14 protein-coding genes are annotated in these 14,703 nt (G+C 42.6%); 4 read left to right on the top strand and 10 right to left on the bottom strand.

Translation table 11 applies throughout. The features are described 5' to 3' along the window. Positions 1-42: 42 nt before the first annotated feature. A complete protein-coding gene (locus tag FTV38_RS09535) occupies positions 43-408 on the bottom strand; it encodes an HPF/RaiA family ribosome-associated protein (RefSeq protein ID WP_168379689.1) in 366 nt (121 codons plus the stop codon). Between the two features lie 495 nt (positions 409-903). Between FTV38_RS09535 and FTV38_RS09530 the strand changes: the two genes are divergently transcribed. Together FTV38_RS09530 and FTV38_RS09525 are read left to right on the top strand one after the other, a co-directional pair. Beyond that, on the top strand, positions 904-1,665 hold the full coding sequence (locus tag FTV38_RS09530; protein ID WP_168379688.1) for an outer membrane protein OmpK: 762 nt from the start codon (positions 904-906) through the stop codon (positions 1,663-1,665). 101 nt (positions 1,666-1,766) lie between these two features. Continuing rightward, positions 1,767-2,267, top strand: coding sequence for a GNAT family N-acetyltransferase (locus tag FTV38_RS09525; RefSeq protein ID WP_180022328.1), 501 nt, complete (start codon positions 1,767-1,769; stop codon positions 2,265-2,267). Between the two features lie 17 nt (positions 2,268-2,284). Here the strand turns inward: FTV38_RS09525 and FTV38_RS09520 are convergent, their stop codons facing one another. Next, complete coding sequence (locus tag FTV38_RS09520) at positions 2,285-2,767, bottom strand: DUF1877 family protein (RefSeq protein ID WP_168379686.1); 483 nt, start codon at positions 2,765-2,767, stop codon at positions 2,285-2,287. A 279-nt stretch (positions 2,768-3,046) separates the two neighbouring features. On the opposite strand from FTV38_RS09520, the gene FTV38_RS09515 reads away from it, so the two are divergent. Beyond that, a complete protein-coding gene (locus tag FTV38_RS09515) occupies positions 3,047-3,748 on the top strand; it encodes a phospholipase D family protein (protein WP_180022327.1) in 702 nt (233 codons plus the stop codon). Positions 3,749-3,849: 101 nt separating this feature from the next. Here the strand turns inward: FTV38_RS09515 and urtE are convergent, their stop codons facing one another. The 7 genes from urtE to FTV38_RS09480 all read right to left on the bottom strand — a co-directional run bounded on the left by urtE (position 3,850) and on the right by FTV38_RS09480 (position 12,514). Continuing rightward, positions 3,850-4,548, bottom strand: coding sequence for an urea ABC transporter ATP-binding subunit UrtE (urtE, locus tag FTV38_RS09510; RefSeq protein ID WP_068532840.1), 699 nt, complete (start codon positions 4,546-4,548; stop codon positions 3,850-3,852). 10 nt (positions 4,549-4,558) lie between these two features. Next, complete coding sequence (gene urtD, locus FTV38_RS09505; protein WP_068532837.1) at positions 4,559-5,380, bottom strand: urea ABC transporter ATP-binding protein UrtD; 822 nt, start codon at positions 5,378-5,380, stop codon at positions 4,559-4,561. Next, complete coding sequence (gene urtC, locus FTV38_RS09500; protein ID WP_168379684.1) at positions 5,377-6,450, bottom strand: urea ABC transporter permease subunit UrtC; 1,074 nt, start codon at positions 6,448-6,450, stop codon at positions 5,377-5,379. The genes urtD and urtC overlap by 4 nt, the downstream gene beginning before the upstream one ends. A gap of 4 nt (positions 6,451-6,454) precedes the next feature. Beyond that, complete coding sequence (gene urtB, locus FTV38_RS09495) at positions 6,455-8,089, bottom strand: urea ABC transporter permease subunit UrtB (protein WP_180022326.1); 1,635 nt, start codon at positions 8,087-8,089, stop codon at positions 6,455-6,457. A 95-nt stretch (positions 8,090-8,184) separates the two neighbouring features. Continuing rightward, entirely contained in the window at positions 8,185-9,471 is a 1,287-nt protein-coding gene (gene urtA, locus FTV38_RS09490) for an urea ABC transporter substrate-binding protein (RefSeq protein ID WP_180004371.1), read from the bottom strand. A gap of 374 nt (positions 9,472-9,845) precedes the next feature. Next, on the bottom strand, positions 9,846-11,726 hold the full coding sequence (gene parE, locus FTV38_RS09485; protein WP_180008637.1) for a DNA topoisomerase IV subunit B: 1,881 nt from the start codon (positions 11,724-11,726) through the stop codon (positions 9,846-9,848). Between the two features lie 188 nt (positions 11,727-11,914). After that, positions 11,915-12,514: a YqiA/YcfP family alpha/beta fold hydrolase gene (locus tag FTV38_RS09480; protein ID WP_180022348.1), complete on the bottom strand. Its 600-nt coding sequence runs from the start codon at positions 12,512-12,514 to the stop codon at positions 11,915-11,917. Positions 12,515-12,757: 243 nt separating this feature from the next. Here FTV38_RS09480 and FTV38_RS09475 point away from each other — a divergent pair, with 243 nt between their 5' ends. Then, on the top strand, positions 12,758-14,089 hold the full coding sequence (locus FTV38_RS09475; RefSeq protein ID WP_180022325.1) for an alpha/beta hydrolase: 1,332 nt from the start codon (positions 12,758-12,760) through the stop codon (positions 14,087-14,089). Positions 14,090-14,157: 68 nt separating this feature from the next. On the opposite strand, the gene FTV38_RS09470 is transcribed toward FTV38_RS09475, so the two are convergent. Then, positions 14,158-14,685, bottom strand: a complete 528-nt coding sequence (locus FTV38_RS09470) for a disulfide bond formation protein B (RefSeq protein WP_180022324.1) — start codon at positions 14,683-14,685, stop codon at positions 14,158-14,160. Between the last annotated feature and the right edge of the window lie 18 nt (positions 14,686-14,703).

The raw sequence follows: 14,703 nt of genomic DNA, 5'->3' as shown, positions 1-14,703 counted from the left end.
ACACAAAAAAAGCCCCGCAGGGCTTTTTTTAAATTTTGAGACTTATTCGTCGTCTACGATATCATCCGCTTCAGCAAAAGCAGGTTGCGTACTGCGTGGGTTCTCTTTCTTTTCGAACACATGTTCAAGACTACGTTTAAGTCGATCAATTGCACCGTGAATAGCTGTATCTACATTATGACCACGATGGTTGACCACGACAGGCTTCAAACCTGCTGGACGCGCTTCAATCATACATTTGATGTCGTCGCTGCCGCCCTTGTCCCCATTTTCATCACTTAAATGCACCGAAAAGTGGGTAATGCGTTCACTATGGCGCTGAAATTCTTCATTAAGTTCTGCACGAACGTATGTAATTAGTCGATCACTGTTTATAATGTTTTTATCTGTACGGATTTCAATGTTCATAATATCATCCTCATATCTATCTGTATTAGCTATAAAAATTTGTGCAAAACTTATTATCTTGGCACGTTACATTTGCTGTAAATGTTACAGCAATGACCATCTTCAACTTTGTATGGAACATCGTCCTCCACATTGAATGATGAACACTTTAGAGTCTGCAGATCCGTGTCCTTATACTTCGAATATCGGTCTTAAGTTAGAATTTTGCAAGTGCTATTTTGATATTTTTTTAATATCCATAAAAAAAGTAAGACTTTATTGTAGATTTGCATTGTTTTAATTGATTTGGGTCATATTTTTGTGCATTTCCTCGACGCCCACCTTCTATTTGCACAATTCCATTCAAACTCAAAATCTCGCTTTTACCGTCATCGATCATGCACAGCGTATTTCCCCTTCAAATTACAAAACAATTTTGCCGTTGAGTAAAATTTGGCTTTATTTTTGCTTAATAATCTGTATGCTTTCAGTGCTTCTCGGGGGAGATATTTTTTAATGAAACTTACACAAATCGTTGCATCATGTGCATTAGCATCTGCTGCTGCTTTCACTCAAGCTTCACCTATCGTATGGCAAGATTTCAGCTTAACTGGCCTATATGGTGAAAATTATGTTGTGCCTTTTGATGGTGACAACAATGAACAGAAAACGATCACAGCTGAATATGCCGCTAAACTGAAATATTCAGATGTATTCTTCTTCGTTGACCAAGCTTGGGACAAAGATGATGAAGCATCGACTTACCTTGAGCTTGCACCGCGCCTTAGCTTAGGCGAAGTTTCTGGTAAAGACCTTTCTATGGGGCCGATCAAAGACGTTCTGATTGCAACGACTTGGGAACATAATGCCGGCTACGACAAAAATTCTGAGTTTAATAACTTCTTGTATGGTATTGGCTTTGCTTTAGACATTCCATATACACAGTATGCAAACATCAACTTCTATAAAGCCGATAATGATTCTAAATCAGCCGGTACTAAAGATGATTATCAAATGACGATCACTTATGCTGTGCCATTTAAAATTGGCTCTGAAGATTTTCTAGTAGATGCTTTCCTTGACTGGTCAACAGCTGAAAAAGGGGCGCAAGCTAGTGAATTAAACTGGACAAGCCAATATAAATGGAATATAGGTAAGCATATCTCTCCTAAGACTAAGCTCTACGTAGGTGTTGAACACTCGGTTTGGAACAACAAATATGGCCTGAAAGGTCAGGACCAAAACGATGTCAGCGCTTTGGTGAAATACCACTTCTAAGTTCGACTCAGAACGCGATGAAGAAAAAAGCAAGGTTCATCACCTTGCTTTTTTTATGCCTAAGTTTTTAAATTGACTTTATTTTTATCAGAAATTTGCGCATGTCTTTTCTCATTCGACCTGCAACTCCACAAGACTTAGCGGCCATTCTCGCAATCTATAATCATGAAGTTCTCAACGGCTTTGCGACATGGAATGATCAAGCTTACACTCTTGACTCTTTTCAACAGAAATTGCTGGATTTCCAAAAGCAAAATTTTCCTTTTGTGGTGATTGAAGATCAGGATCAACAGCAAATCGCCGGTTATGCTGACTATGGTTCTTTCCGCCATTTTGCTGGCTATCGACATACTGTTGAGCATTCTGTCTATATTGACCCAAACTATGCTCGACAGGGTCTTGGTCAGCAATTATTAGAGCACCTAATTCAGCATGCCAAAAGCCAAAATATGCATGTCATGATTGCAGGCATTGATCACGGCAATAGCGCCTCGATTGCCCTGCACAAAAAATTAGGCTTTAAGCAAACAGGTTATATGCCTGAAGTGGGACAAAAGTTTGGTGAATGGCGTGATCTGGTCCTGATGCAACTTCAGTTATAACCCGTGTTGAGCTGTGTTTATGGTAATTTATCCAAACGAATACCATCTTGAATTACACTCAGCACCGATAAATTATGACGCACCGCATCACGATAAAGATCTTGTAACTGTAAAAAAAGTAGTTTTAATTCGGCCAATTTAAGCTCTTGCTCAGGTGCGGTTTCTGCAATCGTGACCAAATAACGTTTTTTGATTTCATCCACGCTTAACTGTTGTAATGCCTGATGGATTTCTGCAACGCGAACTACAGTATTGTAATGCACTGCAAGGCTCAGTCCCGGTCGTCGCTCTGACAAAGGATGTTCTGCCTGAATGGCATAACTCAGTGCCGCAACTGAATCACTGTTCACGCTTAATAATGGATTCAACTCTTGCCACGCTTCCCCTAAAAAAAAGGAGTGTTGTACAAAAGGTGAATCCAAGACATCTTGAGGGGTTTCTGCTTCTAAAATCAGTGTTTCCAAATCATTCGGTGGGATCAAATATAATATCGCGTCCATATTCTTATCTTCTTGTTATGTATTTAGTTAAGATTAACTTTTATTGAGCAATAATTATACAATTTTTTGTATATCAGCTGACTTATTCAATTCATGTATAGCCCAATCTATTCCGACTGAAATCATAAGTAACTCACTATTACTATGCTTACCGCCAATTCAATTAGACCACCTGCTATCAAAAAACAAATGCATGTCTAAAGTTTAAAAGCGAATTATTTCAAAGTATGAATTTTATGCGCTAAAATTTAAAATTATCAAAATTAATCAGGGGGATAAATGGCAAAATTCTTAAATACCAGTGGCACTAACTTCTTTCTTGAAGAGTTAATCAAAAATGCCAAAGAGCGTTTGATTTTAATCAGCCCCTATTTACGTTTAAATGACCGTATTAAGGAGCTTCTTGAAGATAAAGACCGTATGAAAATTGATATTCGTATTGTCTACGGTAAGAGTGACTTACATCCAGATGAAATAAAATGGATGCAAAAACTGGATTATGTCCGCGTGAGCTTTTGTAAAAATTTGCATGCAAAGTGCTATTTAAATGAAGGTGAATGCATTATTTCAAGTTTAAATCTTTATGAATTTAGCCAAGTAAATAACAATGAAATGGGGATTTTAGTTCGTAAATACGAAGATGATGAAGTCTTTAAAGATGCCTATGAAGAAGCCCAACGTATTATTCGCATCAGTGATGAAGTACGCATTACTTTAGATGAGGTGAAAGCAGAAAAACCTACTATTGAAAAAAATGAAGAAGAATCACTTTTACAATCTAAATTAACCAGTTCAAAACTCGCCGCAAAGCACAAATTAAAACCCCCTGAATTATTAGAACTATTGGTGAGTAAAGGGTTACTTGAAGAAAAAGCAGAAGGTAAGCATACGCTTACAGATTCAGGTAAATTCATTGGAGGAGAATTCAAGCCCAATCAATATGGTGGCTATTTTCTTTGGCCTGAAAACATTGAACTTTAATCCACATAAAAATTTCCTCCCTTTAAGCATTACAGCCGTGAGTAAAATACCTTCCCCCTCTCTTGCCCCAAAATATGGAGCAAAAGAGGGTATTAAACAACCTAAATCGCCACCAGTTCCCGAATGCCTTTTTCGGGCATTTCACTACCGACACCTTGTGCAATCACTTGCCCCCGCGCCATCACGGTATATTCATCTGCCAGTTCTTCTGCAAAATCATAAAACTGTTCAACCAAAACAATCGCCATTTCTCCACCATCGGCTAACTGACGAATCACACGGCCAATGTCTTTAATAATCGACGGCTGAATGCCTTCGGTCGGTTCATCTAAAATCAATACCCGTGGTTCGGAAGCGAGCGCACGGGCAATCGCCAATTGTTGCTGCTGACCACCAGATAAATCTCCACCTCGACGATGTTTCATTTCATCCAATACGGGGAAAATCTCATAGAGATGTTCTGGCACTTTTCGGGTTTTAGCGCCTTTAAATTTTGCCATCCCAATCAAAATATTTTCTTCAACGGTCAAGGTCGAGAAAATATCCCGCCCTTGCGGTACATAAGCTAAGCCTTCACGTACACGCTGTTCTGGACTCAGCTTAGAAATATCTTTGCCATCCAGTAAGATCTGCCCAGACTTGATCGGTAAAATGCCCATTAAACATTTTAAGAGGGTGGTTTTACCCACACCATTTCGCCCGAGCACCACTGAACATGCCCCCACGGGAGCGGCAAATGTCACATCTCTTAAAATATGACTGCCACCATAAAACTGATTGACGTCTTTGACTTCTAACATGGTCTGCTCCTTAACGTCCGAGATATTTTTCAATGACATCTTCATTGGCTTGGACTTCGGCCAATGTACCCTCTGCCAAAATCGCACCTTGCGCCAACACGGTGACTTTTTCACTGATGGTGTCAATAAAGCTCATGTCATGTTCAACCACGATAAGGGTATGGTTCTTTTTCAATTCTAAACACAGCTCTGCGGTACGCTCTGTTTCAGCATCGGTCATTCCTGCTACAGGTTCATCCAGCAAAATCAATTTTGGACGCTGCATTAGTAGCATGCCTATTTCTAACCACTGCTTTTGACCATGTGACAACAGCCCTGCCGGTTTATGGATCAATTCTTCTAAGCGGATTTGTGCTAAAGATTCGTCCAAGGCGTTTTGCGCATCTGGATCGAGTTTGCTGAAAAAACTCTTTTTCACCCGTTTATCTTTAGGTGCAGCCAATAACAGATTTTCCATCACGGTAAAATTTTCAAATACGGTTGGCTTTTGAAACTTACGACCGATTCCGGCTTCTGCTATTTGCTCCGTGCTCATTTTTGCCAAATCATAGGTTTGCCCAAAAAAAGCCGAACCTTCTGTTGGGCGAGTTTTACCGGTAATCACATCCATCAGCGTGGTTTTGCCTGCACCATTGGGACCAATGATGCAGCGCAGCTCACCTTCTTTGATATATAACGACAAATCATTTAATGCGCGGAAAGAATCAAACCAAACGCTGACTTTTTCTAAATACAGGGCAATCCCGTGACTGAAGTCCGCACCCTGCTCTTTCGGTCGTCCATAACCTTCTGCGGCATGACCGCCATGCGGTTGAACCCATTGATCATTCATTCGCTGCGCTCCTTTTTAAACCGCTCTAATAGCCCAATCACGCCATTTGGCAGGAATATCGTTACCACAATAAACAGCGCACCTAAAATCAATAGCCATACCTCTGGATAAGCCACCGTGAAATAGGTCTTCATCCCGTTGATCAAACCTGCACCCAGTATCGGGCCAATCAGCGTACCGCGACCACCTGCAGCCACCCACACCGCCATTTCAATCGAATTGACAGGGTTCATCTCACTCGGGTTAATAATGCCAACTTGGGGTACATACAGAGCGCCTGCAATCCCTGCGATCACGGCAGACAACACCCATGCAGAGAGCTTGTACCATAAGGTGCGGTAACCTAAATATTGCAAACGGTTTTCACTGTCACGAATTGCACCGAGTACACGACCATAGGGTTTATTCATCAGGTGGCGTAAGCCGACAAAACAGACCAGCAAAGTCAGCGCAGTGAGGAAACACAAGGTTGCACGCATTGGTGCAGAGGTAATATCCATACCCAAAATGGTTTTAAAACCGGTAAAGCCGTTGTTACCGCCAAAGCCGGTTTCATTGCGGAAAAACAGTAGCGCCGCAGCAAAGGTCATGGCTTGGGTAATAATTGAAAAATACACGCCTTTAATTTTTGAGCGGAAGGCAAAGAAGCCAAAAATGAAGGCAATCAGTCCTGGGACCAAAACCACCAAAGCCAATGCCCACACGATATGTTCAGTACCCATCCAGTACCACGGTAGCTCGGTCCAACTCAAAAAGCGCATAAAGTCGGGTAAGCCATCGCCTGCCGCTTCACGCATGAGATACATGCCAAAGGCATAGCCGCCCAAGGCAAAGTACAAACCATGCCCCAAGCTTAAAATGCCGGCATAGCCCCAAACCAAATCTAAGGCCAATGCCACCAAGGCGAGACACATAATCTTGCCAATGAGCGTGACCCAATACGCTGATAAATGCAGTGCTGAATCGGCGGGTAATACATGTAACCAAGGTAAAATCAGTAAAATGGCAAAGCACACGGCAATCGCCATACCGCTATAGGGTTTATCCGATAATAACGAAGTGATTTTCATGCGCTTACTCCACAAAACGGCCTTTGATGGCAAACAAACCTTGTGGACGTTTTTGAATAAACAAAATCACAAGAACCAGTAGAATAATTTTCGCTAAGACTGCACCCATGCCGATTTCCAGCACTGTGCCACTGACACCTAGACCTAAAGCCGCCAATACTGCGCCCCATACTTGGCCAACACCGCCAACCACAACCACCAAGAACGCATCGATAATATAGTTTTGTCCTAGGTCAGGACCGACATTGCCGACTTGTGCTAAGGCACAGCCTGCTAGACCTGCAAGCCCCGAACCTAAACCAAAAGCCATCATGTCAATGCGGCTAGAACGGATACCAACGGCCTGTGCCATTTGACGGTTTTGCGTCACGGCACGAACAAATAAACCAAAGCGGGTTTTATTCAGCAAGTAAACCAGCAACAGGAGTACCGCAATGGTAAAGCCAATAATGGCAATACGGTTATAAGGCAGCATCAGGCTCGGTGTCACGGCAATGCCCCCAGACAGCCATGAAATATTCGACACCTCAACGTTCTGCGCTCCAAAAACCATACGCACCAATTGCATTAAAATTAAGCTCACACCAAAGGTGGCTAATAGCGTTTCCAATTGACGGCCATACAAGGGACGAATAACAGTACGTTCAATCAACATGCCGATCAAAGCGCTAACAAAAAATGCAGCAGGAATCGCGGCAATCAAGTACCAATCGACATAGCTACTGAGATAACTCTTAAACAGGCTTTGCACCACATAAGTGGTATAGGCCCCGATCATGATCAGTTCACCATGCGCCATGTTAATCACGCCAAGCAGACCATACGTAATGGCTAAGCCCAACGCCGCCAGCAATAAAATACTGGCCGTGCTCAGTCCAGAAAAGACATGTCCAGTCCATTCACTGGCCTGAATACGGGTTTTAATATTGCTCTTGGCTTCTGTCAGTGCGGCTTTTAACTCGGGATGCAGGTTGGCTTGTTGTAATTCCTGTTCCACCATCGCCAATACATCGGGACGGTTAGAATCTTGCAGCACTTTAGCCGCCTGTATTTTTTGTAAAACATCAGGGTTTTGATAGTCCAAGCGCGCTTTAAGCTGCGCTAAACGGGCTTTAACTTTGTTATTTTTTTCATTTAAATACAATTGATTAATATTTTTAACATCCAACTCAGCCAAGTTATTTTCTAAAATATCAATTGCATCCAAACGTTGGTTTAAATCATCCGATTGCAGCTTTTCTTTCGCTTGCGCAAACGTTAAGGCTTTACGAAGGGTATTCACCAAGGTGACTTGAGATAAATCGGCAGGCCAATCCGTCACGGTTTGCAAATCAGGATAGCTCAATAATTTTTCGTCAGTTTCTAAAATATAGGTTTGACCGCTTTGACCACTATATAACTGGTCTTTTTCGACCAATGCGGCCAACTGATCTAAGGATTCAATATCGCCCGGCCATTGATTCAGTAAGCTGCGGCGCTCGGTAAAACTACCGCGAACAAATTGCTGAATGGCGTCACCTTGCTGCACAGATTGCACCGTAGGTGCCACATCTGCTGCTGTTTCTGCATGCACGATTTGCAGACAGAATAATTGGCTCAGGAATAGAAACAGGATCGGGAAATTGCGTAATTTTTTCATCTTATAAGCATCCCTATTGAGTAATAGAACAACCCCATCTAGGGATCACATCAAAACATGCCCACTACACAATGGCAGTAGGCATTTGGATTGAATTATTTCGGGATGTACGGGCTCCATGGCTCTGCAGCAATGGTTTTTGCGGTTTTGTGCACCACATCAAACTGACCATCGGCACGGATCTGACCAATCATGACTGGTTTATGCAAATGATGGTTCGACGCATCCATTTGCAAGGTATAGCCCGATGGCGCTTTAAATTCTTGGCCGGCCATAGCTTCACGCACTTTATCGACATCTGTGCTTCCTGCTTTTTCTACCGCTTGTTTCCACATATTGATGCCGACATAGGTAGCCTCCATCGGGTCATTGGTCACAAATTTATCGGCATTTGGCAGTTTGTATTCCACGGCATACTGCTTCATTTTATTGGTGAATTCAGTATTCACTGGATTTTTCACCGACATGAAGTAGTTCCACGACGCCAAGTGTCCTACCAGCGGCTTGGTATCGATACCGCGTAATTCCTCTTCACCCACAGAGAACGCCATCACTGGAATATCCGCAGCTTTGATGCCTTGGTTGCCCAATTCACGATAGAACGGCACATTTGAATCGCCGTTAATGGTCGAGATCACAGCAGTCTTTTTCCCTGCCGCAAACTTCTTCACATTGCCCACAATGGTTTGATAGTTGCTATGACCAAATGGGGTATATTCTTCCATGATGTCTGCATCGGCAATGCCTTTCGACTTCAAAAATGCACGTAAGATTTTGTTGGTGGTACGTGGGTAAACATAGTCTGTGCCCAATAGTACAAAGCGTTCTGCCTTACCACCCTCTTCACTCATCAGATATTCAACAGCAGGAATCGCTTGCTGATTCGGTGCTGCACCTGTGTAGAAAATATTTTTAGACTGTTCCTGACCTTCATACTGAACAGGGTAGAACAATAAGCCATTTAATTCTTCAACCACGGGTAAAACCGACTTACGAGATACCGACGTCCAGCAACCAAAAATCACGGCTACTTTGTCTTGGGTAATCAACTGACGGGTTTTTTCCGCAAATAGTGGCCAGTCCGATGCCGGATCCACCACCACAGGTTCTAGTTTTTTGCCCAATACCCCGCCATTGGCATTAATTTCATTAATCGCCATCAAGGCCGTATCTTTTAGAGAAGTTTCTGAGATCGCCATCGTGCCTGACAGCGAATGTAAGATCCCGACTTTAATAGTATCGCCACTTGCTGCAGCGGCTTTTGGTTCTGATGTAGCGCTTTCTGTTTTTTCTTCTGCAGGTTTTGAACAGCCCGTTAAAGCAATCGCCCCAGTCATCGTTGCCGCTAAAATACTTTTAGCAAATACATTGCGTTGAAACATTATTCACACTCCCAACCTAAGCTTGTAATTCACATTTTTAAAATGCATTTGTTGTCTTTCATCACAACAGAGCAATTCAATAACTGTGCCAAGCCTTATTTTTTATTTTAATTGAGTGCTTTTATTTATTTTTAAATGTTATTTTTCACATAGTTACAATCATAAAATTTGCTTTTAATTTTTTATTGGTCGATTCAAAAATCGTAAAATCACCGCAAAGATGCATACAAACTTGTATCCAACATTTGACCTATAATTGAACAATTTTGCGACGTTTTTCAAAAAACACGGTGTTTTGGCACACAAATCATGCAGCTTTTCCTAAATTTGAAGCAAAAAAAAACCACTTGCGTGGTTTTTTCCTTGTTGCAATTTTAAACCGCTAAATCGGCCAAATTACCCTTCTGTTCCAACCAATATTTACGGTCTGAAGAGCGCTTCTTCGCCAATAATTTGTCGAGTAAACCTGAAGTAAACTGTACGTCATCCAAGTCCAGTTGCACTAAACGACGTGTATCGGGATCCATAGTCGTTTCACGCAGCTGACTCGCGTTCATCTCGCCCAATCCTTTAAATCGAGTGATTTGAGGATTTTTGGTTTTACATTTCTTTAAGATGCTTTCTAGTTCATCTTCATCCAAGGCATAGTGCACATCTTTATTGTCATCTATACGGAACAGCGGTGGCATCGCCACAAACAGATGCCCTTCCTCAACCAAAGTATGGAAATGTTTGACGAACAGTGCGCAAAGTAAAGTTGCAATGTGCAAACCATCCGAGTCGGCATCGGCCAAGATACAAATCTTGCCATAACGGAGTTCTGACAAGTCGTCACTGCCCGGATCAACGCCAATGGCAATCGCAATATCATGTACTTCTTGCGATGCCAAAACTTCGTCTGAAGACACTTCCCAAGTATTTAAAATCTTACCACGGATCGGCATGATCGCTTGGAAGTTCTTATCACGTGCTTGCTTGGCAGAACCACCTGCAGAATCCCCTTCCACAATAAACAGTTCTGATTCTTCGAGGGTATGACCTACACAGTCAGCCAATTTACCTGGTAAAGCTGGACCTGAAACGATCTTTTTACGTTCAACTTTTTTCGCAGCTTTTAAACGGCGACCGGCCTTGGCAATCACCATTTCAGCCAGTTGCATGGCAATATCGGAGTTTTGATTCAGCCACAGTGCAAAGGCATCTTTGGCAATATTTAACACCACACCAGAGGCTTCACGGCTTGAAAGTCGTTCTTTGGTCTGACCCGAAAATTGTGGCTCTTGGAATTTCAAAGACAGAATAAAGTTGACGCCATCCCACACATCTTCGGCAGACAGTTTCATATTCCGTGGCAATAAATTCCGTAATTCACAGAATTCACGAATCGCATCTGTCACACCCGAACGTAAACCGTTGACATGGGTACCGCCCTGCGCGGTCGGGATGAGGTTCACATACGACTCTTGAATGGACTCACCGCCTTCCACATTCCAACAAATCGCAAACTCGGCGCTGGCACGCTCTGCTTCACCAGTCGCCACAAATGCAGGGGCAGGAACGATGTCACGGTCTTGCAGTTCATCCATCAAATAGTCAACCAGACCATTTTCAAACTGCCATTCAATTTTTTCGTTATTGATTTGATCGACATAAATGATTTGTAGACCGGCTGCCAATACTGCTTTGGCTTTTAAATTATGTTTAAGTGCTTTTAAGGCAAATTTAGGCGAGTCAAAATATTTCGCTTCAGGCCAAAAATGCACGGTTGTTCCTGTCGCACGTTTGGCACATTTACCTTCTAAAACTTCCAGTGGCGCAACTGGCTCACCGTGTTCAAAGGCCATTTTATACAGGTTGCCATGACGTTGAACTTCCACCTCAACACGGTTGGACAATGCGTTGACGACAGAAATCCCCACACCATGCAGACCACCTGAAAATTGATAATTGTCTGTGCTGAATTTACCGCCGGCATGTAGTTTGGTCAGAATGATTTCAATCCCGCTTTGACCATACTCAGGATGGATGTCAACTGGCATCCCACGACCATTATCTTCAACTGACAATGAGCCATCTTTATACACTGTCACGGTAATTTTATTGGCATGTCCTGCAAGCGCTTCATCGACGGCGTTATCTATCACTTCCTGCGCCAAATGGTTTGGTCGTGTAGTGTCTGTATACATCCCCGGACGACGACGTACCGGATCTAGGCCAGATAAAACTTCAAGTGATTGAGCCGTATATTGCGTCACGTTGCAAAATTCCCTGCTTTTTTGGTTAAAACATTTCTTCAAGCGCTACAGTATATGCTTTTTTATTAAAATGCATATCTCTTGCGATCAGCCGCCATTTTCTTAAACAATTTAAACGTCAAATGATGTCGTAACTGCCCATTTTTTGTATGTTGGATCTAGCTTTTCAGCATTTGGATTGGATCATTTTATTTAGGCATATTTTTGACAGCATCGGACAAAAACTGCAAGAGCATCGGTATTTTTTCTGCAAAATCATCCATGCCATGCGTTCCACCCACCTCAGTGATCAGCATAGCCGTGCCGGCTTGAACCGCACTATAAAAACTAGTGGCATCACGATAATCCAAGGTTTCATCACCTTGTTGGAGCAAGACCAACAGTTGATCTGCATTTTCAACCTTAGATACCGCCAAAGCCTGCATTTGATTGAGCTGTGCATCATCCAAGCACCACGTTTTAGTCACCTGATAGGGCAATGCCGTCTCGCCAAATAAATCACGAAATAAATGCCAAGGACGTACCGCGGGATTAATCAACACAGCAGGCACATGGTACTTCGCCATTAACTGTGTGGCATAGAAGCCGCCTAAACTGCTACCGACCAAAACCACATTATCCAAACCTTCAATCAGCTCTGACATCTGCTGCATTACCTGTAGCGGTGGCATATTCAAATCTGGCAAATGCACGTGCACACCATTTAAGTCTGCGCAATGGCGCCGCAGTATCTGTCCTTTCACTGAATTTGAGTTACTTTGAAAACCATGCAAATACACAATATTCATCATTTTGATTCCAAATTGATCTTTAAATTGCTTTAAAAGTGGCATATAAGTGCTAACTGCGTCACATTTTCTAAATTTGAATTTTTAGTAAAATTGTCAGACAAAAGGCATTCACCGACAGGTCTGTTATCGGTATTGTAAAAGCTGTTCGTGAGAATTTTATAAAATAAACAATGAAACTTCAGGCTATTCCAGTAATAAATACAATCGAGGAATAGCATTGAATGTAAGGATAGGAACATTATGCCTAGCTTAACACCATTGCATGAAACCTATTGTAAATGGGACCGCACGCCGCCCAGTCAAGCAGATGTACTGGAAGGTTTGGCACAACTCGTGACAATGCGTTTTAGTGATGTCGTGCATGACTTGATCAAAAACATTCAACGTGAAATTTTAATCAGTATTTTTGGAATGAGCGAACAAGGCTCGAAAGCCTTTCATAAGCAGCCAACCATTGCACGGATTTACGAATTTTCTTACAACACCTTTTTCAATTATGGCAATTATTTACTCGCACCAACGCTGCGTAGCATTATTGAAAAATTCCCACGCTTACACGACAAACCGCTCACGCCGTCTTTACATTTTCTAGTGGGCGCGCTGAATGGGGTCTTGGGCGACTATTTACTGAAATATCACAACCCGATGGCCTTACCCATGGTGGTTTACGACCATTATGGTGCGGTACAAAAAGGCGAATTAACCGGTCGTATTACCCTGTTGATTCATGGGCTGTGCATGAATCATCTGTCATGGTCGACAGCCAAATATGGCGGCATTGGTGAAAAATTACTTTCTCAACGTGACCATAACACCATGCTGTATTTAAATTACAATACGGGTCGTCGTATCTCGACCAATGGTCGCAACCTAGCCAATACATTAGAAGATTTGGTCCGTCGCAACCCCGGCATTACCAGTATCGACTTAATTGGTCATAGTATGGGGGGCTTAGTGTCCCGTAGTGCCATTTTTTATGGCAAACAAAATATGTATCAATGGATTCATCAAGTCGAAAATCTAGTCTGCTTGGGCTCACCACATCATGGTGCTGTGCTTGAACGTGTCGGATTTCATCTGCAAGATCAATTGGGGCGTTTCCCCTTGGTCAAAATCGTGGGCCACGTGGTGAATATTCGTAGTAACGGCATTTTAGATTTGCGCTATGGCAGCGTGCGTGATGACGATTGGGAACATAATGATGTCCGCATTGGGCTCATGGATGACAACCGTAAACCTGCCCCGATTCCATCACATATCAATACCTACCTCGTGGCAGGGACCATTGAATATGAACATCGTCGCAATAAAACGCGACATGTGATTGGAGATTACTTGGTCAGTGTGAAAAGTGCATTGGGGGAACACCCAAATGCACGGTATCAACTGAAAGTGCCAGATTCACATAAAGCGATTTTTTATGGTCTGAACCATTTCGAAATTCAGCATCACCCGCAAGTAGCCGAGCAAATCGTGCATTGGTTCTATCCAAACAATGACGATAAAGCTTGTGATCATATCTATGAATTTATGATGGACTTGGAAAGTATGGAAGGCATTGCCCTGACCTAAGGTAAACTTCCCCCATTCAGACTCGTAAAAAAAGCCCTCAACTGAGGGCTTTTTTTTGCATGATAGAATTAAAACTTATCACGTAAACGTGGGACTGGTTTGCTTGGGTATTTACGCAATAACTGCCAAAGACTGAGCAAGGTTAATACCGCAAAAAACACCAATGACCAAACCGGTAACGATTGCCCCAAGAAGGTCCAATCTACTTTGGCACATTCACCAGAGCCGGTCAGTACTTGTTCAAAGACCGATTTTAAAGGCAGTGTTTCTACCCAATAATCCAGTCCTGGGCCACAGCTAGGTACTTTGTCTGGCGGTAAGTTTTGCAGCCAAATATGACGCGCAGCCACCCCAGCAGACCATAAAATCGACAGTGTCCCCAACGATGCGTAAATGCGTTTACCCCAATTCGATGCTGGATTGTGAATCAACGCAATCAATGAAATGATGCCGAGTCCAATCAAACCAATACGTTGGAATACGCACAACGGACAAGGTTCTAAGCCTTGTACATGTTCTAAAAACAGCGCAAAAGACATACCGATCACGCTGGCTAAAAACAACAAACCACTCACGAAGCGGAAACTCCATTTCATGGTAAATCCTCTTAAATT

The organism is Acinetobacter sp. YH16044 (assembly GCF_013417145.1).
Lineage (GTDB): Bacteria > Pseudomonadota > Gammaproteobacteria > Pseudomonadales > Moraxellaceae > Acinetobacter > Acinetobacter amyesii.
This window is presented reverse-complemented; position numbering and strand designations above follow the sequence as displayed.

Excerpts from the sequence above, each read along its gene's own strand:
- FTV38_RS09530 (WP_168379688.1), top strand. The coding sequence starts at position 904 with ATGAAACTTACACAAATCGTTGCATCATGTGCATTAGCATCTGCTGCT.
- urtA (WP_180004371.1), bottom strand. The coding sequence starts at position 9,471 with ATGTTTCAACGCAATGTATTTGCTAAAAGTATTTTAGCGGCAACGATG.
- FTV38_RS09475 (WP_180022325.1), top strand. The coding sequence starts at position 12,758 with ATGCCTAGCTTAACACCATTGCATGAAACCTATTGTAAATGGGACCGC.
- urtE (WP_068532840.1), bottom strand. The coding sequence starts at position 4,548 with ATGTTAGAAGTCAAAGACGTCAATCAGTTTTATGGTGGCAGTCATATT.
- urtB (WP_180022326.1), bottom strand. The coding sequence starts at position 8,089 with ATGAAAAAATTACGCAATTTCCCGATCCTGTTTCTATTCCTGAGCCAA.
- urtC (WP_168379684.1), bottom strand. The coding sequence starts at position 6,450 with ATGAAAATCACTTCGTTATTATCGGATAAACCCTATAGCGGTATGGCG.
- FTV38_RS09470 (WP_180022324.1), bottom strand. The coding sequence starts at position 14,685 with ATGAAATGGAGTTTCCGCTTCGTGAGTGGTTTGTTGTTTTTAGCCAGC.
- FTV38_RS09535 (WP_168379689.1), bottom strand. The coding sequence starts at position 408 with ATGAACATTGAAATCCGTACAGATAAAAACATTATAAACAGTGATCGA.
- FTV38_RS09525 (WP_180022328.1), top strand. The coding sequence starts at position 1,767 with ATGTCTTTTCTCATTCGACCTGCAACTCCACAAGACTTAGCGGCCATT.
- urtD (WP_068532837.1), bottom strand. The coding sequence starts at position 5,380 with ATGAATGATCAATGGGTTCAACCGCATGGCGGTCATGCCGCAGAAGGT.
- FTV38_RS09515 (WP_180022327.1), top strand. The coding sequence starts at position 3,047 with ATGGCAAAATTCTTAAATACCAGTGGCACTAACTTCTTTCTTGAAGAG.
- FTV38_RS09520 (WP_168379686.1), bottom strand. The coding sequence starts at position 2,767 with ATGGACGCGATATTATATTTGATCCCACCGAATGATTTGGAAACACTG.
- FTV38_RS09480 (WP_180022348.1), bottom strand. The coding sequence starts at position 12,514 with ATGAATATTGTGTATTTGCATGGTTTTCAAAGTAACTCAAATTCAGTG.